The sequence below is a fragment of the Achromobacter sp. Root83 genome (assembly GCF_001428845.1).
GTDB lineage: Bacteria > Pseudomonadota > Gammaproteobacteria > Burkholderiales > Burkholderiaceae_B > Achromobacter.
On sequence record NZ_LMIU01000022.1, the window covers coordinates 249,472 to 269,270 of the forward strand.

Below are 19,799 nucleotides of genomic sequence, written 5' to 3' on the forward strand. Positions count from 1 at the left end.
GACCCCATTGTCCACCGCCACCCACGCGGGCCTGCAAAGCGCCCAGCGGCCCACCCGCAGCCGCTACATCATCATGGTGATGCTGTTCATCACCGTCGTCATCAACTACCTGGACCGCAGCAATCTGTCCATCGCCGCGCCCGCCCTGAAGGACGAGTTCGGCCTGGACACCTGGCATGAAGGCCTGATCCTGTCGGCCTTCGGCTGGACGTATGCCGCCATGCAGATTCCCGGCGGCTGGCTGGTGGACCGCGTGTCTCCCCGCGTGCTGTATGCCGCCGCGCTGATCCTGTGGTCGGCGGCCACCTTTTTCATGGGCTTTGCCGGCAGCTTCGTCATCCTGTTCGTGCTGCGCCTGGCCGTGGGCGCGCTGGAGGCCCCGGCCTATCCCATCAACAACCGCGTCGTCACCACCTGGTTCCCGGAACGCGAACGGGCCACCGCCATCGGCTTCTATACCTCCGGCCAGTTCGTCGGCCTGGCGTTCCTGACGCCGGTGCTGGCCTGGCTGCAGCACCACTACGGCTGGCACATGGTGTTCGTCAGCACCGGTTTGCTCGGCATCGTCTGGGGCGTGCTGTGGTTCATGATCTACCGCGAACCGCGTCAGTTCAAGGGCGCCAATGCCGCCGAAATCGAGCTGATCCAGCAAGGCGGCGGCGTGGTCGACCTGGACAAGCGAGTCCGGGAAAAGAAGGCCCCCTTCAACTGGAACGACCTGGGCCTGGTCATGTCCAAGCGCAAGCTCTGGGGCGTGTACCTGGGCCAGTTCTGCCTGACGTCCACGCTATGGTTCTTCCTGACCTGGTTCCCCACCTACCTGGTCAAGTACCGCGGCATGGACTTCATCAAATCCGGCTTCCTGGCGTCCGTGCCCTTCCTGGCCGCTTTCGTCGGCGTGCAGTGTTCGGGCGTGCTGTCCGACTTCCTGATCCGCCGCGGCGCCACCGTGGGCGTGGCTCGCAAGCTGCCCATCATCCTGGGCCTCTTGATCTCCACGTCCATGATCGGCGCCAACTTCACGGACTCGACGCCCTGGGTCATCTTCTTCCTGGCCGTGGCGTTCTTCGGCAACGGGCTGGCGTCGATCACGTGGTCGCTCGTATCCACGCTGGCGCCGGTGCGCCTCTTGGGCCTGACCGGCGGCGTGTTCAACTTCGTCGGCAACCTGTCGTCGATCTGCACACCCATCGTCATCGGCTTCCTGGTGTCCAAGGACAGCTTCGCCCCCGCCATCGTGTACGTGTCGTCGCTGGCCTTGCTGGGCGCGCTGTCGTACATCCTGCTGGTGGGCAAGGTGGAACGGATAGAGGCCTGAAGCGCCTGCACGCTGAAACCCCGTTCAAGGCATGAACAACAAGGGCGTCCGGATGGACGCCCTTGTTGCATCGGGCCGCGGCGCAGCCAGCATGCCTTTCGCGGCGGTCAGCGCATCAGAACTGCCAGCGCATGTTGACGTTGGCCGAGTGTTCGCGGCTGCCGCTGGCGTATTGCCCGGAATAGCCCAGGCCCAGCGAGGCCGAGCGGCCGATCGCCACTTCCGCGCCCAGTTCCAGCACTGCCGCATCGCGCCCGATGGGTGCGCCAGCCACGGTGAAGGCTTGCCCGGCATCGAACGCCAGGACCGACTCGGGTTTCACGTCGCCGAACACGTGGCGCCAGCCCACGGTGCCGTAGACCCGGCCCTGACGGCCCGCGGCGTCGAACCCCTGCGCGGCGCGCAGGCCCAGGGTGGAGTGCGTCTGTTGCGTGCTGCCGGACTCACCGGACAAGGCCGCATCGCCGCCGCTTTCCGAAAAGCCCCGGGTGCGCAGATCGCTCCAGGCCAGACCCGCGAACGGCTCCAGCGTGGTGCGTTCGGCCAGTTTCCAGGCATAGGACAGTTCGGTGAAGATCTGGCTGGTGCTGGCGCCGTAGTCCGCCGTCAGCGCGGCGGTCTGGCTGTCGGCGTAGCGCCGCGTGGAAATGTCGTGCCAGGTGTAGCCGGCGCCGGTCAGGAACTGCCAGGCGCCGGGGCCGGAAGCAAACGACTTTCCGCCATAGACCAGCGCGCTGTAGCTGCCCACGTCCGCCTGTGAAGACCGATCGTCCACACGGGCCTTGCTATCGGTGAACCCCACCGCGCCCCCGACACGCCAGCCAGGACCCACCGGGCGATCGGCGCCCATGAACAATCCGCCAACGTGCTGACGGATGCGCGCGGCGTTGCCGTCGCCATCGATGGTTTGCCAATTGCCCACGACCTCGGCCCAGGCCGGCAAGGCGCCGGAGACGGGCAGTTGCGACGCGGAAACCGGCGCATCGGAAACGCCCGACGCGGCAGTGGGAGCGCCGGGCAGCGCACCGGCCTGAAGATTCGCGCGCAGCTTGGCCAGGGGCGTGGCGCGGACCTGCGCCGCGCCCTGAAGCAAGGTGTTGGTCACGCTGGCATGGACTTCGCCAGACAGGCTGTCGAAGGCGTCTTCGGTCTGGCCCTGCGCCAGCGTGGCCACATACTGACGCAGCGCGCTGTCGTTGCCCAGGCTTTCCAGGGCGCCGGCCACGGCGCGCTGGTTGGGCGTGTTGGCGCCCGTGGGAAAGGCGCGCGTCTGCAGCAGGCCCAGCGACACGTCGGTGGCGGTGTAGGACAAGCGGGGATCCAGGAACGCGTAGTTCGAGGTCACGCTGTCGAACTGGCCCTGGACCGCATTGGCGTGCAGGATGTTGTAACTGACATTGGGCGCGAAGTTGCCGTCGGGCCCCACGTGCAGCACGGAACCGGCCAGGCGCGCGGTGCCGTTCACCACCACGCGGTCGCTGTCCGCCGAACCCGGCGCGGCCTCGACGTGGTAGTTCGACCCGGGCGCGAAGGTCAGGTCGCCATTGACGGTCAGCGTACCGATGGAATTGCCCGGGCTAAGGGTGGAACCAGCGGCCAGGGTCGTGGAACCCACCGAGCCCGAGCCGCCCAGCATGGCGCCAGCGCCCACGCTGACGGGACCGGCCAGCGCGCCATTCACCTTGAGCGAACCGCCCGACACGGTCGTCATACCGGCGTTGCTGCTGTTGCCGGTAAGAATCACATCACCAGACATGAGGTTGACCCGGCCGTTGCCTTCAATGCTGCCGCCGAACGTCAGGGCAGGCCCGACGAAATTGAAGAGCAGCTCGCCGTCGCCCGCGCCGAACCGCAGCACCGGCGTGTCCAGCGTGCCCCCAGGCGCCGCTCCGAAGCCCTCGGGCGCGCCCACGACGAGCCCCCCTTTGGAGCCGGCGGCGTCTGCAATCACGACTTCACTTGCGCTCAACGTACCGCCGAACGCCACGATGGCCCGGCCTTCGCCAGCCCCGCCCACGGTGACAGGGCCCGTGGATTTCCAGCTGGACCCGCTGCCCGCGATCGTCATGTTTCCGTAGGAACCGGCTTGCCGGCCCAACGTTCCGTCCAGGCTGGACAGGTGGCCGCCGTTCAGGATGGCCACGCCGCCGCGCGCGCCGCTCTTGTCCCCGACGACGAAAATGCCGCTGTTGATCCAGGAAGATCCGGCCCCGGCGATGTTCGCCGTGCTATCCGGGCCGGCATCCGCCCCCACGAAACCGGACGTGCCGCTCAGCGTCGCCCCTTCCGCGATGGCCAACGTGCCTTGGCCCAGATTGCCCACCATGACCGGCCCGGAACTGGTCCAGGAGGTGCCTGCGTTCACCAACATCACGATGCCGGAGGAGCCTGCCTGGTCACCGACAACGAGGCCGCCGCTTTGAATGGTGCCGGTGTTGCCGGCGATGACCGAACCCATGCCGTTACGGCCCACCACCACCGCCAACCCCGCATCGACGCTCGACCCCGCGCCATCGATCAGCAGGGAGCCCGTAGACCGGGCGGTGTCGCCCAGCACGATCTCGGTGGCAAGCAGCGTTGCGCCGGCCATCACGTTCACCGAGCCGCGCGCGGTGGTGCTGGGCGCGGCGGATTGGTCGCCGCCGATCAGCAGCCGGGTCGCCTGCAAGGTCGAGCCCGCGTCCGACACGATCACTTCGCCCACGGCATCGCCACTGCTGCCGACCGCCAGCATGGCAGCCTGCACCACGCCCTGGTCGTGGATCGTCAGCGAGCCGGTGCCCAGGTCGCCGACGAACAGCCCGCCCAGCGACTCAAGCCGGTTGCCCAAGCCCGTGATGGAGATCGCGCCCGAGCTGCCGGCGCCTTTGCCTATCGTTCCACCCATCGTGTTCCAGACATTGCCGCCGCCGAGCGTGCCCAGGGCTGCCGTCCCGCCGGAGCCCGCGGCATTGCCCACCACGAAGCTGGTGGTGGTCAGTCCGCCACCCGGCCGGAAAATCAGCGCGGCGGGGCCGGTGTCGCCCAGCATCAGCGATCCCGCGCTCTGGACGCCGTCCAGTTCGACGGTGCCCGTGGGAATCAAGACGTCGTCGGCGATTCCGGGCACGGTGCCGCCCCAGTTCGCGGCGTCGCTCCATAGATTCAGCCCTCCGCCGACCCAAGTGATCGTCGCGGCGGCGGCGGGTTGCGATCCGAGGCCCCATGCCGCCGCGATGGCGATTGCCGCGGACAGCGGACGCAGGGGAAAGAAGGGAATGCTGCGGGACAGGCGCTTGGGGTTCATTCTTGGGATTCCGGTTAGCAGTCTGCCGAGTGTTCAGCGTGGGCCAACTGGCGCAGTCGGCCGCGCTTTTCTCCATCCCTCGGCCTGCGGCGACGTGGAGTATAGGTTTTTGAATTCCTCTGAAGCTGAGCAAAGCTGAGCGCCAAACACGGGGTTCAGGCCCGCCGTGCGGACGCGTTATTGATTGCATTTTTATGACTGCCACTCGGGTGCAGCCGCGCGCCAACGCCGACTCGAAACGTAACGGCGAGGTTTCACAAAATTGCTACCGGAAGGGGAACTTTGGTTACACTTGCCGACGGTAAGACCAGTACGGTTTTACTGGTCACCCCCGCCATACAGGAATTCTCATGTCCGCCCCGCCGCCCGCCGACTTGATGCCGATGCTTTTGGACGCGGTCTGCGTCGTGAATGAATCCGGCACCTTCCTATCGGTGACAGGCGCCTGCGAACAGATCTTTGGCTATACCCCCGAAGAGATGGCCGGGCGCCAGATGATGGACTTGATCTACGAGCCCGACCGCGCCGCGACGTTGGCCGCCGTTGAGCGGCTCATGGGTGGCAAGCTCCAATACGATTTCGAAAATCGCTACGTGCGCAAGGATGGCCGGGTCGTCCGCATCATGTGGTCGGCGCGCTGGTACCCGGAAAGAAAAATACGTGTCGCCGTCGCGCGCGACGTCACCGACAGGCAGGCGCCTTCGGCGGAAACGGAAGCGGACACGGCGCCAGGGCAGGTATCACCGTGGCAGCTATGCAGTTCGCCGCCCAGCCTGGTGCCCCCCGGCGAGCCTCCCATTCCCTTGTCGCACCAGGACTACACCGTCCTGGCCACGCTGGCCACCCGCGACAAGGGCGCCAGCCGTAAGGAAATCGTGGAGGCGCTGGGAAAGGATTATTGGACCTACGACCGGCGCAGCCTCGATACCCAGATGCGCCGGCTGCGCCGCAAGGTCGAACAGGCCTGCGACCGCCAGTTGCCCGTGGCGACGCTCAGAGGCATGGGCTATCGGTTCTACGATCCCATCGAACTCAGAAAACAAGGCGAATCGCCCCGCGCGGCGTAGATGCGCTGCGCAGGCCCGCGGCGTACGGCCTGCTAGGCCGGCCGCGACGCGCGTTGCGCCCGCCCCCCTTCACTAGCCAATTACCGTGCGCCGGGAAAAATATCCCGCGAAGTGTTACATTTTATTTCTTTCGTAATTTCATTCTCGACTTTGGCTTAGAAAAAACAAAATGCAGCCCGAACTGAAAGAACTATCGCCGCTGGCCAATCTGATCGTCGATCGCGCGATCGACAACACCAACCGGAAACTGATCGGCGGCTTTCGCAACAAGAACAATTCGCGCCCCGGCGCAAAAACCACCAAGCCAGGCAGCGTGGCCAAGGATGCACTGAACGCGACGTCGGCCCAGAGCGTCATGGACGTGGCCAATCGCGGTGTGGCCTGGCGCGAAATGATCGAGAAAAGCCTTACGCACGGGATCTCCACGCTGAAAACGATGAAGTTCGACGGTGAATTCAGCGTCAAGGACGGCTTGGCGACGGGCCTGGATGCCGTGCCAAACAAGCCCGGCGTCTACGTGGTCACCAACAAGCACAACGAGGTCATGTATGTCGGCGACAGCACCAAGCTTCAGAGCCGCTGGCACGCTGGCCATCTGAACGAGTTCAGGCAGGGCGAGCGAGCCCAAGCGCCGTACAAGCTGGCGGACGAATTCAAGGACGGCTGCACCGTCAAATACGTGGTGATGGACTCCGAGGAAACGGCCGCCGCGCTGGAAGCGTATCTGATCCGCACGGAACAGCCCCCCGCCAACAAGCGCGAAGAGCTGCTGAACGAGCAGGGCAAGCGCCCGAATATCGAGGCGAAGAAAATGAAGGATGCCGCCGGCTCCGCGGCGTCCCTGCTGCAGGGCGCGGCCAAGGAAGCCGCCAAGAACAGCGGCTGGGTAGTGCTTGAACAATTGACCGCCGCAGCGCTGAAAGCCCTGAAAGACGAACTCGTGGATATCTTCGGCGGCGGCAAGTCGACCATCCTGGCCCGTCTCCAGCGCTTTTGCGAGAAAGTCTGGAGCATTGTGAAGCGCATCATCGAAGCGCCCTTGCAGCTTCTGAAAGGGATATTCGAGTTCATCGTCAATGCGCTGTCCAAGACCATCCGGCAGATTTACCAATTGGCGCGCAACATATTCGATCTGGGCGCGGCGGCCTGGTCGCTGTTCAAGGACGCGGGCAGCATGAGCAAGGCGGATCTCGTGACGAAGATCACCGAGACCATCATTGTCAGCGGCAGCCTCGTCATCTGGGATGGCCTGGACCCCATCATCGAATCCCAGCTCATCCCGCTGCTTGGCCCCGTGGCGCCCTATCTGGCGGCAGCGATCTCAGCCATGGGATTTGGCCTTTCCAGCCACTACCTGCAGCAGTTCGTTCCCAGCATCGTTGAATTCCTGATCAATTCCCGCACGGGCCATCACGAAGCGCTGCAAGCGCAACGCGAGGCCTGCATGCAGCTCATCACGCTGAACGAGCAGCAGTTCGAAACTGTCAATGTGCTTGGCCGCTACGTGGAGTCATCGCTGACCCTGGAGATTGAAACCAAGGCGCATGTCCGCGAGTTGTCTCAGCATTCCGCAATCAAGCCCCTCGATATCCGCAACCTGTTAGCGAGCAGCAAATGAACAGCCAAGTGTCCTTCTCCTCATCCGGCGGTCAGCCCCATGTGCCGGCGCTACGCGGCACCTCCCTGACCCAGGACGACGATTACCTGGCCTTCCAGCGCGATTTCGACGAACACTTCCAGAACCTGACCAGCGCCATTTCCAAAAGCCGGTCGGTCGGGTCGATGGCATCCTCGGTCGAAAAGAAAAGCACGCTCGGCATGCTGTGGGGTTCGCTGAACGGCGACAACGACAAAGAGTTTGCGCAGATGGCGGGCGACCTTGCCGCCAGCCTGACCACGACGCAGGTCGTATTGCAGGTCGTCATGCAGCTCAACCATCGCAAGAACGGGTTGCTGAAGGACTTCCATCACGCGCTCGTGGGCAAGATCGGCAGCATCGTCAACGATACCCAAACGCTGGACAACAACCAGAAGGAGGCCACGCTGGTCGTTCTGGAACAACTGCGCAGCCACGTCGAATCCCGGATTGAACAAGAGGAATTGATCCAGCAGAACAACAAGCGGCTGGAGCATCTGGGCAACCAGACGACCGCCTTGCGCACCGACATTGATACCTTTCGCCACCGCCTGAGCCAGATCGACGCGACGACACTAGCCTTGCATCGGCAGGACGGCGAATCGGCGGCGCTGCTGGAAGTCCTGCGATCCCATACCGCCGAGCAGGCCAAGGCCCTGGACACGCAAGCAAAGCACATTGAAGGTTCGCGGCAGGAAATCGCCAGGCTGGAAACCCTGCTCACGACCCAGGCAGTGCAGATCGATGGCCTGGTTGCCGCCATGAACCGTGCTGGCGGCATGACGGAAAGGTTGCTGCGCCACGTCATTCCCTTCGCTGCTCTGGCCGTGGCGGCGGCCGCGCTGTTCAAAGCCGCGGGTCCCCTGGGCGGCTGAGCGGCCGATGAGCAGCACACCACTCAACGCGCTGCACTGGGACGTCATCGACCAGTTGCAGCGCGATGGCGGCTGGATGTTCTCGCGCACGCTCTATGAGCGGCTGCGGCCCACGTATGGCTATTCCGCCGCCACGGCCAAGACCATGCAGCGGGCCTTGCTGCACCTGTATCACGCCGGCATCATCGACAGCCGCGGGAAAGGCAGCGGGCGCAGCTGGGTCAGTATGCCCGGCCGCGTTCCCACCAGAGCGAAAGTCGACAGCGTCGAATTGGCCGTCGCCCTGCTTCAGCTGGAGCAGTTCGCCGAAAACCAGCTACCCGCGGACGCATTGAAAACGCTACGCGAGCATTGCGATCGCAGCCGCGACCTGCTGGCCAGCCACCCCTCGTATCCGCGCTACCTGCAGGGCCGCGCCTGGCGCGGCAAGGCGGCGGTCATCGATTCCGGCTTTCCGCTGCTTCCCCCGGCGCAGGACGAGGCCATCATGGACGCGGTCACGGATTCGCTCTATCGCAACAAGATGCTGCTTCTGCACTACCAGAATGCCGCGCTGTCGACCGATGCGCCCGTCAGCTACCACGTGTCGGCCCTGGCATTAGTTGAACGTGGCAGCGTGCTGTATCTGGTCTCGTGCCGCAGGTCGCGGCGCAGCGGCCGGTTTGTGCGCTACCTGCACCGCCTTGACCGCATCGTCAGCGCCACCGTCACCGATGAGCCGGCCGACATGGACACGGACTTCGATCTGGATCGGTTTCTACGCCACGAACATACGCTGCTCTTCTTCCCCGAAGCCCCGCAGCAAATCACCCTTAGAGTCCAGGAGCGCGGCTTTCGCAGCCGCCTGCGTCATTACCGCCTGTCGGAAGACCAGACCATCAAGGAAACGCGAAACGGCTTCGAACTGGTTGCGACGGTGCGTCCCTCCCTGACGTTCAAGCAGTTCCTGCTGGGCCTGGCGCCCGATGTCATTCTGATCAAGCCGCCCCACCTGCGCAAAGAGCTGCAGGGCGTGCTGGAAGCGGGCGCATCGGCGTATTCAACAGGCAAGTTTTCTCAGGCCGAATAAGCCGGCTGCGGCCACGGGAACCCCACCAGGGCGTCCACCCGCATGATGCCATCGAGCGTCATCGGCGCCACCGCGACGATTTCGGTCTCTTGCATGCCGGCCTCGACCAGGGTGCGCTCCACGACGGCACGGGAAGCACCGGCAACCGACAGGGCGGCCGGCGGCGCCATGGACGCGGAAAATGCCTGACGCACCAGACCAGCAAAGTCCCCCGCGTCTTCATTGGATGTCATCACCGCCAGCAGATTGGCCTGCGTCAATGCGCGCAGCCCGCGCCACGCCGCAACCTCCTTGTAGCCGCGCCGAGGCTCCCATTCCAGCGCGGCCAAGGCGCGGACCAGCGCCTGCAGGTTTTGCGCCCAGTCCCCGCTTGCCGTCGTCACCCATAGGCCGACACGTTCAGGGGGCAGCCTGCTGATCCGGCCACGGCACACCGCCACCGCGGCCACGCCTGCCTGGCGCGCCCGGCGCATCGCTTCCACAGGCCCGAAGGTGTTCCAGATCGCGCCCCTGGCATCGCCGGCCAGCGCGCCCTCGTCCACAAGGACCAGGGTCAGCGCACCCGGGACCGGCGTGTCGCCGGCATGCCAGTCCAGCGACGGCAGCAGCCCCTGCAGCGTCCGGGCCAGCGCCTCGACCTCCTCCGCTCGCATGCCCCATCCTTCCAGATAGATGGCGGGCTTGGTTTGCGTGAAGATGGATTGGGGGTTTTCGTGCGGCACGGTTGGCTCCATTCAGACTTGAGAAAACTCAGTCTGAATGCCCCTCTGGACAATCGCTGTCCAGGGCCATATTGACAACCAGTTTCCATTATTGGAAACTGGTTGTCATGAACTCGACCAGACCTACTCCCCGCCCCAGGTTTGCCGCCGATGTCGCGGCGCTTACCGACTTGACGCTCACGGTATTCCGCACGCACGGCGCCCTGCTGCAATGGGGCGACAAGCTGGTGGAGCCCTTGGGCCTGAGCAGCGCACGCTGGCAAATGCTGGGCTCCATTGCGCTCGCTGAAAGGCCGCTCACCGCCCCCCAGATCGGAGACGCCATGGGGGTGACGCGCCAAGGCGCGCAAAAACAGCTCAACCTGCTGCTCGAGGCCGGCCTGGTGAGCTCGCACGCCAATCCGGCCCATCGGCGCTCCCCGCTCTACGCGCTTACGCCGCGTGGAAGGCAACTCTATCAGCGCGCCGAGAAACTCTGGGCCGCCCGGGCCGCCGACCTCGCCGCCCGCATCCCGCCCGCGCAGATCCGGGCCGCCCGCGCAACGCTGGACAGCCTGCTGCGCCAATTGACTCCTACCGATCCTCCAGGGGAAACACCATGAAATCGAAACTGCATGCCGCAGCAGGCATGGTCGCGCTTGCCTGCATCGCCACCTTCTGGACGTCGACCGTGGTGTCCGAGGTCTTCTTGAACGAAGCGGCGGTGGTGGCCGTGAAGAACGGGATACTGACGGCGATGTGGCTGTTGGTTCCCGCGATGGCCGCCACGGGCGCCAGCGGGTTTGCGCTGGGCCGGGGCCGCAAGGGGCGCCTCGTGAATATCAAGAAGCGGCGCATGCGGATCATCGCCGCCAACGGCCTTCTCGTCCTGCTTCCCTGTGCGTTCACGCTCGCGTCGATGGCCAACGCGGGCCGCTTCGATGCCTGGTTCCAGGCAATCCAAGGAGTCGAGCTCATCGCCGGCGCCTTGAACATCGCGTTGCTCGGGTTGAACATGCGCGATGGCCTGCGGCTCGGGCGGCACTCGCGGGGCAACCATGGCTCGCTTGCGCCGCTGAGGGAATGATCCCAACGGTAGGTGCCGGTACAAGAGCCAAAAGGATCACGCCCGGCGGTTGCTTCCAGGACGCCATTCCGAAGAACATCTGTCTCCACGCGCTGCACCAGCGCCACAGACGAAATGGCGCGCGGTAAGGAGCCTGATGCCAGGCAGCCGGCAGATGGGACTGCGGCTGGCGGTGCAGCCGCTCAGCCCCCCTGCGCCAGCCGGAACCGCCTGACATCCCGATGCCCACCTGCAAGCCAGGAATCAGCAGCCCTGCATCGCCAGCTTGCGGCGGCGTACATTGCCGGCGCGCTGCACCAGCACCAGCGCCAAGCCGCCCGTCGCGATGACCGCGCCCGCGATGGGCACCGCCGCATAGCCCAGGCCCGCCGAAATCACCGCGCCGCCAGCGGCCGCGCCCACCGCGTTGCCCAGGTTGAAGGCGCCCACGTTCATCGACGACGCCAGTCCCGGGGCGTCCGTGGCGGCGCGCATCACGCCCATCTGCAAGGGCGGCACCACCGCGAACGTCGCCACGCCGAAGATCAGCAGCGCGATCCCCGCGCCAACGGGTGTAGAGGCAAGCCACGGGAAGGCCAGCAGATCGACGATGACCAGCACCAGGAAGAAGATCAGCGTGCCATCCAGCGAGCGATCGGCCATGCGCCCGCCCAGCCCGTTGCCCAGCGTGAAGCCCAGCCCGATCAGCACCAGCATCCCCGTCACAAGTGCGGGCGACGCGCCGGTAATGTCAGCCAGCGTCGGTGCAATGTAGGTGTACAGCGTGAACATCGCGCCCGCGCCCAGCACCGTCGTGAACAGCGCCAGCAGCACGGCGGGACTCTTCAGCACGGCCAGTTCGTGGCGCACATTGGGACGGCGTCCCGCCTCGCCCGTCGGCAGCGCGAACCATAGCGACAGCATCGCGATCAGGCCCAGCACCGCGGTCGCGGCAAACGACATCCGCCAGCCGATCACCTGCCCCAGCCACGTCGCCGCGGGCACTCCGCCCACGTTCGCGATGGTCAGCCCCATGAACATGGTGGCGACGGCGCTGGCCTGCTTGTGGCGCGGCACGACGCTGGCGGCCACCAGCGAACCCAGGCCGAAGAACGCGCCGTGGTTCAGGCTGGTCACCAGGCGGGCCAGCAGCAGCGTCGTGTAATTGGGCGACAGCGCGGACAGGATATTGCCGATCGTGAAGATCGCCATCAGCAGGATCAGCGCCTTGCGGCGCGACCACCGCGAGAACGCCAGCGTCATCAGGGGCGCGCCGATCATCACGCCGATGGCATAGGCGCTGATCAGCATGCCGGCGCTGGGTATGGACACGCCCACGCCGTCGGCGATGACGGGCAGCAGGCCCATGGGAGAAAATTCGGTCACACCGATGCCAAACGCACCGACGGCGAGCGCCAGCAGCGGCGGGCCGGATTTGACCGGTTGGGTATCTTGGGGGCTCATGCGGGTTCCTTGGGTTCGACGGCGCCGGCAGGACGTTCCTGGGGCGTTCCCGGCCCGAAATGGCCGGCGCATCGGAAAGACAGGCGTGCAGTATGACGGCCCGATCCTTGCAGAAAAAGCCGTCTGGCAGGCAAACACTTTTGACTTCAGGTCATTAATCGCTCATGCCCAGCAGCCTCTCGGTCTCCCGCGCCAGGGCGACCAGCCGGGGGCCGATGTCGGCGGCGCGTTCGCGGTACGGGCCGTCGCCCGACGGAACCCCGCAATTGAACACGAAAAGCAGCGACTGATAGGGCCGGCACAAGGGCGCGGCAAAGCCGTAGGCGTCCGCGCGCCATTGCGCGTTGTTGCCGCAATATCCCTTGCGCTCCAGATCGCGGCGGGCCGCCTCCAGGGTGGAGAAATGCTCGGCGTAGTGGCGCGCATCCGCGACGCGCAGTTGATTCAGCACGGCGGCCCGTTCCTCGTCCGAAACGCGGGCCAGCCATGCCTTGCCCGCGGCGCTGGACAAGAGCGGCAAGGCGGCGCCGATGTCCGGCCGGGTCTGCAAGGCTTCGTTCGACCTGGCCGTCTCCACGTACACCATTTGCAGGCGGTCGCGCACCACCAGCGACACGGCGCCGCGGGCGTGATCGGCCAGCAGCTTCATCGACGGCCGCGCCAGTTGGCGGATCTGCATGCTTGCCAGCAAGGGGTAGCTCAACGCCAGCACCGCCCCGCCCAGCCGGTAGCGTGCGGGCGTTCCCAGACGCTGCAGAAAACCCAGTTCGACCAGCGTGTGGGTCAGGCGCGCCACGGCGCTCTTGGACAGCCCGGTCTGCTGGGCGAAGTCCTTGTTCGCCAGCTCGGGCCGGTCGGCCCGGAAGCAGGCCAGGATATCGATGCCGTGGGCCAGGGTGGTGGCAAAGTCCCGGTCGCGATCAGGCTGCATCCTGGCGCTCCAGCAGTTTCTCCACGCGCGCTACCAGGGTCAGCAGACGCGGAGCGATGCGCCGGCGCAGATCGCCCGCGCGCAGCCGCCGCACCGGCACGCCGCAATTGAAGACGAACACCTGGCCGTCGACGGGGCGGCGCATCGGCACCGCCACGGCGTGCACATCGGCATGCCAATAGCCCTCGGCCACGCAATAGCCATGGGCCGCGTAGTCGCGCCGCGCCTGTTCCCATCCGGCGGCCATGCACTGCCAGGCCGCGGGATCCTGCTGGCGCAGCGCCCGCAGCAATCCGTCCGCTTCGGCGGCATCGGCCCGCGCCAGCCAGGCGCGCCCCATGGCCGATTGCAGCAGGGGCAGCATGGCGCCGATGTCGGGCCGGAACGCCACGGCATCGTGGCCGCGGCAGGTTTCCACGTAGACCATGTGCTGCCCGTGGCGCATGCCCAGCGATGCCGAGCCGCCCGCGGCTTCCGCCAAGCGGGCCATCAGCGGACGCGCCAGTTGCCGCAGCTTGATGCTGGCAAGCAGGGGATAGCTCAGGGACAGCAAGGCCGTCCCCAGACGATAGCGGCGCAGGCTGCTGTCATACCGGAGCAGGCCGCGCTGCACCAGCGTGTAGGTCAGCCGCGAGATGGTGGCCTTGGACAGGCCCGTGCGATCGGACAATTCCCGGTTGCTGAGCGCGGGCTCGCCGTGCCGGAAGGTCTGCAGCACCGACAGGCCATGCGCCAGCGTGGTGGCAAAGGCGGGGTCGGCGTGGCGGTCGCCAAGAGGAGTGGTCATGATCACGGTCCGGAACGGGCGTGGCCGTGCAAGGCGCGGCCAGGTGCTTCGATGATAGGCGAAACCCTCGTCCGGCGGCCGGCAGCGCGTTCAAGATATCAAAACACTTGTCTCGCAATGTCCCGCCCTTTGTTAGCCTGGATTCCCGATGGACCCAGGCCGCATTCGATGGCCGGGCGCCAAAAAAAACGGAGACACAACATGATCAGGGACCCTGACGGATTCCCCGCCTTTCTCGATTCGCTGCGCCGCTTTGTCCGCGCGGAACTGGCCCCGCGCGAAGCCGAGGTCGCCCGGCTGGACGAGGTGCCGGCGGATCTGGTCAGCGCCATGGCCGGCCAGGGCATGTTCGGGTATTCGATCCCCGAGGCCTACGGCGGCGCGGGAATGACCACGGAGGAACTGATACGGGCCGCCATCGAGCTGTCCCAGTGTTCCGTGGCGTTCCGGGCCAGGGTCGGCACCAATACGGGCATCGGGTCCGAGGCGCTGGTGGCCGACGGCACCGAGGCACAGAAGGCCCGCTATCTGCCCCGCCTGGCGTCCGGCGAGTTGACGGGGTGCTTCGCCCTGACCGAGCCGCAGGCCGGCTCCGACGCGACCGCCCTGCGCACGACCGCCGTCCGCGATGGCGACCACTATGTGCTGAACGGCGAAAAGTGCTTCATCACCAACGCGCCGCTGGCCGGCCTGTTCACCGTCATGGCGCGCACTGACGAGCACGCGCCCGGCGGCAAGGGTATTTCGGCGTTCATCGTCGAACGCGGGACGCCGGGCCTGTCCACCGGCCAGCCCTACGACAAGATGGGTCAGGCCGGGTCGCCCGTGTCAGCCGTCCACTTCGACAATTGCCGCGTGCCCGCTGCCAACATCATCGGCGGCCAGCCCGGCATGGGCTTCAAGACGGCGATGAAGGTGTTGAACAAACAGCGCATCCATCTGGCCGCGCTCTGCATCGGCCCCGCCATCCGCATGCTCGACGACACCATGCGCTTCGTGGCCGAGCGCCAGCAGTTCGGCAAGCCGCTGATGGATTTTCAACTGATCCAGGCCATGCTGGCCGACTGCCAGACCGAGATCCAGGCCGCGCTGGCGCTGGTGCTGCAAACCGCCCGCGAGCGCGACGAAGGCCGCGACGTCACGCTCAACGCGTCGATCTGCAAGTATTTCGCCTCCGAGATGTGCGGCCGCGTGGCGGACCGCTGCGTGCAGATGCACGGCGGCTACGGCTATGTCGCCGATCACGGCATCGAACGCTTCTATCGCGATGTGCGCCTGTTCCGCCTGTACGAAGGCACCAGCCAGATCCATCAACTGACCATCGCCCGCCACACGCTGACGCAGGCAGGCTATACGCCCGGCCGCTAGGCGGGGCGCGACCCGGGACCGCGGCCACAAGAAGCCGGCGGCCCACAAACCAAAGGAGACTCACATGCTGCAAAAGCACCTGCCAAAATGGATCGCCGCCGTGGCGGCAACATTGGCCTGCGTGGCCCTGCCGCCCCAAGCCGCGGCCGCCTACCCCGACAAGCCCGTCCGCCTGATCATCCCGTTTGCCCCCGGCGGATCCACCGACATCCTGGGCCGGCTGCTGGCCGAGGCCCTGCACCCCATTCTGGGCCAGCCGGTCATCGTGGAAAACAAGCCCGGCGCCGGCGGCAACATCGGCGGAGACTTCGTGGCCCGCGCCGCGCCGGACGGCTACACGCTGCTGCTGGCGGCCGCCGGCCCCACGGTCGTCAATCCCAGCCTGTATGCCAACATGCCGTTCAATCCCGCCAAGGACCTGGCGCCCATCAGTTGCCTCGAGCGCGAGCACAACCTGATGGTGGTGACGAAATCGATGCCGGTAAAGACCCTGCAGGAGTTCCTGCAATACGCGCGCAGCAACCCCGGCAAGCTGTCGTTCGGCTCGCCGGGCAATGGGTCTCCCGCGCAATTGGCGGGCGAACTGCTCAAGCAGCAGGCCGGCCTGCAGGCCGAGCACGTGCCCTACAAGGGCACCGGCCCCGCCGTCACCGACCTGGTGGCCGGCCACATCGACTTCATGATCGACAACATGCCCGCGCTGCTGCCGCAAGTGAAGGCCGGCAGCCTGCGCGCACTGGCCGTGCCCAGCGACCAGCGCGCCACGGCGGCGCCCGACATTCCGACCTTCGACGAAGCCGGGCAGAAGGGCTTTGTGGTGATGGCCTGGAAGGGCTTGATGGCGCCCGCCGGCACCGACCCGGCAGTGATAGAACGCCTGCACGCCGCGGTGGTCAAGGCGCTGCAGGATCCGCAACTGCGCGCGCGCTTCCAGGAGCTGGGCGCCGAGCCGCTGGGCAGCACGCCGGCCGAATTCGCCAAGCAGATCGCGGACGAAACCGCCTGGTGGGCCAAGCTGGTGCAGTCCACCGGCACCCGCATTCAATAGGCCATCCGGGGACACCGCCATGCATCCAATCATCCAAACGCTGCGCGCCCTGTGCGCGATCGCCCTGGCCGGGGCCGCCGGGGCCGCGCATGCCGCCTCGGCGTATCCCGACAAGCCTATCCGCCTGATCGTGCCCTATGCGGCCGGCGGCGGCACCGACACCGCGGCTCGCATGATCGCGCGCAAGCTGGCGCCCCTGCTGGGCCAGCCGGTGGTGGTGGAAAACAAGCCGGGCGGGGCCACGCAGATCGGCACCGCGTATGTCGCCGGCGCCGCGCCCGACGGCTACACCCTGCTGATGGGCACCGCCAACCTGGCGACCAACAGCGTGCTGTACCGCAAGCTGCCCTACGACGTGCGCAAGGACCTGACGCCGGTTGTGTGGGCCACCGACGTGCCGGTCTACCTGCTGCTGCCGGCCGCCAGCCCCATACGCACCCTGGACGACCTCAAGCGCGCCGCCGCGCAGCAACAGGGCCTGACGTTCGCCACGGCGGGCACGGGCAGCATTCCGCATCTGGCCGGCGAACAGTTCGCGCACCAGACCGGCATCGCGCTGCGCCACATCCCCTACAAGGGCAGCAGCGAGGCCGCCACGGCGCTGGTCGGCGGACAGGTGCAGATGAGCTTCGACAACCTGCCTCCCGTGCAGGCGCAGGTCAAGGCCGGCCGGCTCCGGCCGGTCGCCATCGCGGCGCAGGCGCGCAATCCGGACCTGCCCGACGTGCCCACGCTGACCGAGCTGGGCGTGCCCCTGTCGGCCTCGTCGTGGTGGGGTGTCATGGCGCCGGCCGGCACGCCCAAGGACGTGGTCGCCCTGCTGAACCGCCAGGTCAACGCCGTGCTGGCCGACCCCGAAGTGCGGAGCTACTTCACCGGGCTGGGCATGCAGCCCACGGGCGGCACGCCCGACGCCTTCGGCCGGCATATCTCTGACGAAACCGACAGATGGCGCGCCGTCGTGAAACAGGCCGGCGTGAAGATCGAGGAATAAGCCATGCATCCCCAACAAGAACGCAACGACGCCCAGACGCGCGACCTGTGCGAACGGGTACGCGGCTTTGTGGACGACATCGCCATCCCCGCGGAATCGCCCGCCATCGCGCGCGACGTCGCCGCCCTGGACGAACGCATCGCCGGCCTGCGTGTACAAGCCCGGCAGGCAGGCCTGTATGCGCCGCAATTGCCCGCCGAACAGGGCGGACTCGGCCTGGGCTGGCGCGCACTGGCACTGGTGCTGGAAGAGGCCGGCCGCGGCTTTCTTGGCCCGGCGGCGCTGAACTGCGCCGCGCCCGACCAGCCCAACATGTTGACGCTGCTGCGCCTGGGGACTCCGGCCCAGCAAGAACGTTTCCTGGCGCCTCTGGTGCGTGGCGAGCAGCGCGCCTGCTTTGCCATGACCGAACCCGCCCCCGGCGCCGGTTCCGATCCCTCCATGCTGCGTACCCGGGCCGAGCGGCGCGGCCAGCGCTGGGTGCTGAACGGGCACAAACAATTCATCAGCGGCGGCGTGGGCGCGGATTTTGCGCTGGTGCTGGCGCAAACCGATGTGGGCGCGACCTTGTTCGTGGTGCCGGCCGCGACACCCGGCTACCGGGTCGTGCGCGACATCGGCATGGTCACGGTCTATCAGATTGGCGGCCATGCCGAGATCCTGCTGGAAGACTGCGAAGTCGGCGAAGACGCGGTGCTGGGCGAGCCCGGGCGCGGACTGGAGTATGCGCAGATTCGCCTGGAGCCCGCCCGCCTGTCGCACTGCATGCGCTACATCGGCCGCGCCCGGCGCGCGCTGGAAACGGCGCAGGCCTATGTCGCCGGACGCGAGTCATTCGGCTCCCGCCTGGCCGACCTGCAGCAGATCCAGGCGATGGTGGCGGATTCGCACATCGACCTGCACGCCAGCCGCCTCATGACCCTGGACTGCGCCGGCCGCATGGACGACGGGTTGCCGGTCAAGCAGCACAGCGCGATGACCAAGGTCTTCGTGTCCGAGGCCGTGAACCGCGTAGCCGACCGGGCGGTGCAGATGATGGGCGCATCGGGCCTTTCCGAAGACACGCCGGTATCCATGATCTGGCAGGAAATGCGCCCCTTCCGCATCTACGACGGCGCCAACGAACTGCACCGCGCCACACTGGCGCGCCGCCTGCTGGCCCGCGCCTGAACATCGCAAGGAACCTCCATGACCCTACCCGAATTCCAGGCGTACCGCCTGCACGGCGGCCCCGACGGCGCGCCTCCGCAAGGACGCTTCGACACGATGTCGGTCGACCAGCTATCGCCCGGCGACACGCTCATCAAAGTGGCCTACGCGGGCTTGAACTACAAGGACGCGCTGGCCCAGGCCGGCCGCGGCGGCATCGTGCGCGACTATCCTCGCATCGGCGGCATCGACCTCTCCGGCACGGTGGTGCATTCCGCCGACCCGGCCCTGGAGCCGGGCCAGGAAGTCGTGGTGCATGGCTTTGGCATCGGCGTGGATTGCGACGGCGGCTATGCGGAATATGCGCGAGTGCCGCACGGCTGGGTGCTGCCCCTGCCCGCCGGCATCGGCTTGCAGGATGCCGCGGTACTGGGCGCGGCCGGCTACACCGCTGCGCTGTCGCTGCACTGGATGGAACACTGCGGCCTGGCGCCCGGCCAGGGCGAGGTGCTGGTCACCGGCGCCACCGGCGGGGTCGCCGGCATTGCGATCGATATCCTCAGCCAGCGCGGCTACACGGTATGCGCCATGTCGGGCAAGGCCGACGCGCGGGATTACCTGCGGTCGCTCGGCGCCAGCGACGTGATCGCGCCGCCCGATCTGTCCGGGCCGATCAAACCGCTGATGAGCGCCCGCTGGGCCGGCGTCATCGATTCCGTGGGCGGCAAGCTGCTGGCCCACGCGCTGGCCAGCCTGCGCCCGGACGGCGTGGCCGCCGCCTTCGGCAATGCGGGCGGCGCGGAACTGCCCTCCTCGGTCATTCCCTTCATCCTGCGCGGCGTCAAGCTGCTGGGCATCAACGCCAACAGCCCCATGCCGCTGCGCCGCGCGCTTTGGCAGAAGCTGGCAACCGACTACCGCCCATCGCGCCTGGCGCTTGCCTCGCGCGTCATCTCGCCCAAGGATCTGCCACAGGCGCTGGCCGCCATGCTGGAACGCGGCAGCATCGGCCGCAGCGTCGTGCGCTTTTCCTGAATCAT

At 66.8% G+C, this 19,799-nt stretch carries 17 protein-coding genes; 12 read left to right on the forward strand and 5 right to left on the reverse strand.

The window, feature by feature from the left end; translation table 11 throughout:
• Positions 1–7 precede the first annotated feature (7 nt).
• Entirely contained in the window at positions 8–1,318 is a 1,311-nt protein-coding gene (locus ASE30_RS16895) for an MFS transporter (protein WP_057285432.1), read from the forward strand.
• A gap of 115 nt (positions 1,319–1,433) precedes the next feature.
• On the opposite strand, the gene ASE30_RS16900 is transcribed toward ASE30_RS16895, so the two are convergent.
• Entirely contained in the window at positions 1,434–4,604 is a 3,171-nt protein-coding gene (locus ASE30_RS16900; protein ID WP_057285433.1) for an autotransporter domain-containing protein, read from the reverse strand.
• A gap of 350 nt (positions 4,605–4,954) precedes the next feature.
• Between ASE30_RS16900 and ASE30_RS16905 the strand changes: the two genes are divergently transcribed.
• The 4 genes from ASE30_RS16905 (at position 4,955) to ASE30_RS16920 (ending at position 9,251) form a co-directional block, all read left to right on the forward strand.
• Positions 4,955–5,671, forward strand: coding sequence for a PAS domain S-box protein (locus tag ASE30_RS16905; RefSeq protein WP_057285434.1), 717 nt, complete (start codon positions 4,955–4,957; stop codon positions 5,669–5,671).
• A 169-nt stretch (positions 5,672–5,840) separates the two neighbouring features.
• Entirely contained in the window at positions 5,841–7,289 is a 1,449-nt protein-coding gene (locus ASE30_RS16910) for a GIY-YIG nuclease family protein (RefSeq protein ID WP_057285435.1), read from the forward strand.
• Entirely contained in the window at positions 7,286–8,182 is an 897-nt protein-coding gene (locus ASE30_RS16915; protein WP_057285436.1) for a hypothetical protein, read from the forward strand. The genes ASE30_RS16910 and ASE30_RS16915 overlap by 4 nt, the downstream gene beginning before the upstream one ends.
• A gap of 7 nt (positions 8,183–8,189) precedes the next feature.
• A complete protein-coding gene (locus ASE30_RS16920; protein WP_057285437.1) occupies positions 8,190–9,251 on the forward strand; it encodes a YafY family protein in 1,062 nt (353 codons plus the stop codon).
• On the opposite strand, the gene ASE30_RS16925 is transcribed toward ASE30_RS16920, so the two are convergent.
• Positions 9,239–9,973 carry a hypothetical protein gene (locus tag ASE30_RS16925; protein ID WP_156407696.1) on the reverse strand — a complete coding sequence of 245 codons (735 nt, stop codon included), beginning with the start codon at positions 9,971–9,973 and terminating at the stop codon, positions 9,239–9,241. The two genes, ASE30_RS16920 and ASE30_RS16925, sit on opposite strands and share 13 nt — an antisense overlap.
• Positions 9,974–10,080: 107 nt before the next feature.
• On the opposite strand from ASE30_RS16925, the gene ASE30_RS16930 reads away from it, so the two are divergent.
• Both ASE30_RS16930 and ASE30_RS16935 read left to right on the forward strand, forming a co-directional pair.
• The gene (locus ASE30_RS16930) at positions 10,081–10,575 is read left to right on the forward strand and encodes a MarR family winged helix-turn-helix transcriptional regulator (RefSeq protein ID WP_057285439.1); all 495 of its coding nucleotides are present in this window, start codon (positions 10,081–10,083) and stop codon (positions 10,573–10,575) included.
• Positions 10,572–11,039 carry a hypothetical protein gene (locus ASE30_RS16935; RefSeq protein ID WP_057285440.1) on the forward strand — a complete coding sequence of 156 codons (468 nt, stop codon included), beginning with the start codon at positions 10,572–10,574 and terminating at the stop codon, positions 11,037–11,039. Before ASE30_RS16930 ends, ASE30_RS16935 begins: the two co-directional genes overlap by 4 nt.
• Positions 11,040–11,282: 243 nt before the next feature.
• On the opposite strand, the gene ASE30_RS16940 is transcribed toward ASE30_RS16935, so the two are convergent.
• The 3 genes from ASE30_RS16940 to ASE30_RS16950 all read right to left on the reverse strand — a co-directional run bounded on the left by ASE30_RS16940 (position 11,283) and on the right by ASE30_RS16950 (position 14,200).
• Positions 11,283–12,482 carry an MFS transporter gene (locus ASE30_RS16940; protein WP_057285441.1) on the reverse strand — a complete coding sequence of 400 codons (1,200 nt, stop codon included), beginning with the start codon at positions 12,480–12,482 and terminating at the stop codon, positions 11,283–11,285.
• Positions 12,483–12,636: 154 nt separating this feature from the next.
• Entirely contained in the window at positions 12,637–13,413 is a 777-nt protein-coding gene (locus ASE30_RS16945) for an IclR family transcriptional regulator (RefSeq protein ID WP_057285442.1), read from the reverse strand.
• Positions 13,403–14,200 (reverse strand): IclR family transcriptional regulator, encoded by a 798-nt coding sequence (locus ASE30_RS16950; protein ID WP_057285443.1) that lies wholly within the window; start codon positions 14,198–14,200, stop codon positions 13,403–13,405. Before ASE30_RS16950 ends, ASE30_RS16945 begins: the two co-directional genes overlap by 11 nt.
• Positions 14,201–14,401: 201 nt before the next feature.
• On the opposite strand from ASE30_RS16950, the gene ASE30_RS16955 reads away from it, so the two are divergent.
• From ASE30_RS16955 to ASE30_RS16975, 5 genes are all read left to right on the forward strand, one after another.
• Positions 14,402–15,568, forward strand: a complete 1,167-nt coding sequence (locus tag ASE30_RS16955) for an acyl-CoA dehydrogenase family protein (RefSeq protein ID WP_057285444.1) — start codon at positions 14,402–14,404, stop codon at positions 15,566–15,568.
• Positions 15,569–15,632: 64 nt separating this feature from the next.
• Entirely contained in the window at positions 15,633–16,616 is a 984-nt protein-coding gene (locus tag ASE30_RS16960) for a tripartite tricarboxylate transporter substrate binding protein (RefSeq protein ID WP_057285445.1), read from the forward strand.
• Between the two features lie 19 nt (positions 16,617–16,635).
• The gene (locus ASE30_RS16965; protein ID WP_057285446.1) at positions 16,636–17,610 is read left to right on the forward strand and encodes a tripartite tricarboxylate transporter substrate binding protein; all 975 of its coding nucleotides are present in this window, start codon (positions 16,636–16,638) and stop codon (positions 17,608–17,610) included.
• Between the two features lie 3 nt (positions 17,611–17,613).
• The gene (locus ASE30_RS16970; RefSeq protein WP_057285447.1) at positions 17,614–18,780 is read left to right on the forward strand and encodes an acyl-CoA dehydrogenase family protein; all 1,167 of its coding nucleotides are present in this window, start codon (positions 17,614–17,616) and stop codon (positions 18,778–18,780) included.
• A gap of 18 nt (positions 18,781–18,798) precedes the next feature.
• The gene (locus tag ASE30_RS16975; RefSeq protein ID WP_057285448.1) at positions 18,799–19,794 is read left to right on the forward strand and encodes an acryloyl-CoA reductase; all 996 of its coding nucleotides are present in this window, start codon (positions 18,799–18,801) and stop codon (positions 19,792–19,794) included.
• Positions 19,795–19,799: the final 5 nt, after the last annotated feature.

Excerpts from the sequence above, each read along its gene's own strand:
- ASE30_RS16900 (WP_057285433.1), bottom strand. The coding sequence starts at position 4,604 with ATGAACCCCAAGCGCCTGTCCCGCAGCATTCCCTTCTTTCCCCTGCGT.
- ASE30_RS16905 (WP_057285434.1), top strand. The coding sequence starts at position 4,955 with ATGTCCGCCCCGCCGCCCGCCGACTTGATGCCGATGCTTTTGGACGCG.
- ASE30_RS16910 (WP_057285435.1), top strand. The coding sequence starts at position 5,841 with ATGCAGCCCGAACTGAAAGAACTATCGCCGCTGGCCAATCTGATCGTC.
- ASE30_RS16915 (WP_057285436.1), top strand. The coding sequence starts at position 7,286 with ATGAACAGCCAAGTGTCCTTCTCCTCATCCGGCGGTCAGCCCCATGTG.
- ASE30_RS16920 (WP_057285437.1), top strand. The coding sequence starts at position 8,190 with ATGAGCAGCACACCACTCAACGCGCTGCACTGGGACGTCATCGACCAG.
- ASE30_RS16930 (WP_057285439.1), top strand. The coding sequence starts at position 10,081 with ATGAACTCGACCAGACCTACTCCCCGCCCCAGGTTTGCCGCCGATGTC.
- ASE30_RS16935 (WP_057285440.1), top strand. The coding sequence starts at position 10,572 with ATGAAATCGAAACTGCATGCCGCAGCAGGCATGGTCGCGCTTGCCTGC.
- ASE30_RS16940 (WP_057285441.1), bottom strand. The coding sequence starts at position 12,482 with ATGAGCCCCCAAGATACCCAACCGGTCAAATCCGGCCCGCCGCTGCTG.
- ASE30_RS16945 (WP_057285442.1), bottom strand. The coding sequence starts at position 13,413 with ATGCAGCCTGATCGCGACCGGGACTTTGCCACCACCCTGGCCCACGGC.
- ASE30_RS16950 (WP_057285443.1), bottom strand. The coding sequence starts at position 14,200 with ATGACCACTCCTCTTGGCGACCGCCACGCCGACCCCGCCTTTGCCACC.
- ASE30_RS16955 (WP_057285444.1), top strand. The coding sequence starts at position 14,402 with ATGATCAGGGACCCTGACGGATTCCCCGCCTTTCTCGATTCGCTGCGC.
- ASE30_RS16960 (WP_057285445.1), top strand. The coding sequence starts at position 15,633 with ATGCTGCAAAAGCACCTGCCAAAATGGATCGCCGCCGTGGCGGCAACA.
- ASE30_RS16965 (WP_057285446.1), top strand. The coding sequence starts at position 16,636 with ATGCATCCAATCATCCAAACGCTGCGCGCCCTGTGCGCGATCGCCCTG.
- ASE30_RS16970 (WP_057285447.1), top strand. The coding sequence starts at position 17,614 with ATGCATCCCCAACAAGAACGCAACGACGCCCAGACGCGCGACCTGTGC.
- ASE30_RS16975 (WP_057285448.1), top strand. The coding sequence starts at position 18,799 with ATGACCCTACCCGAATTCCAGGCGTACCGCCTGCACGGCGGCCCCGAC.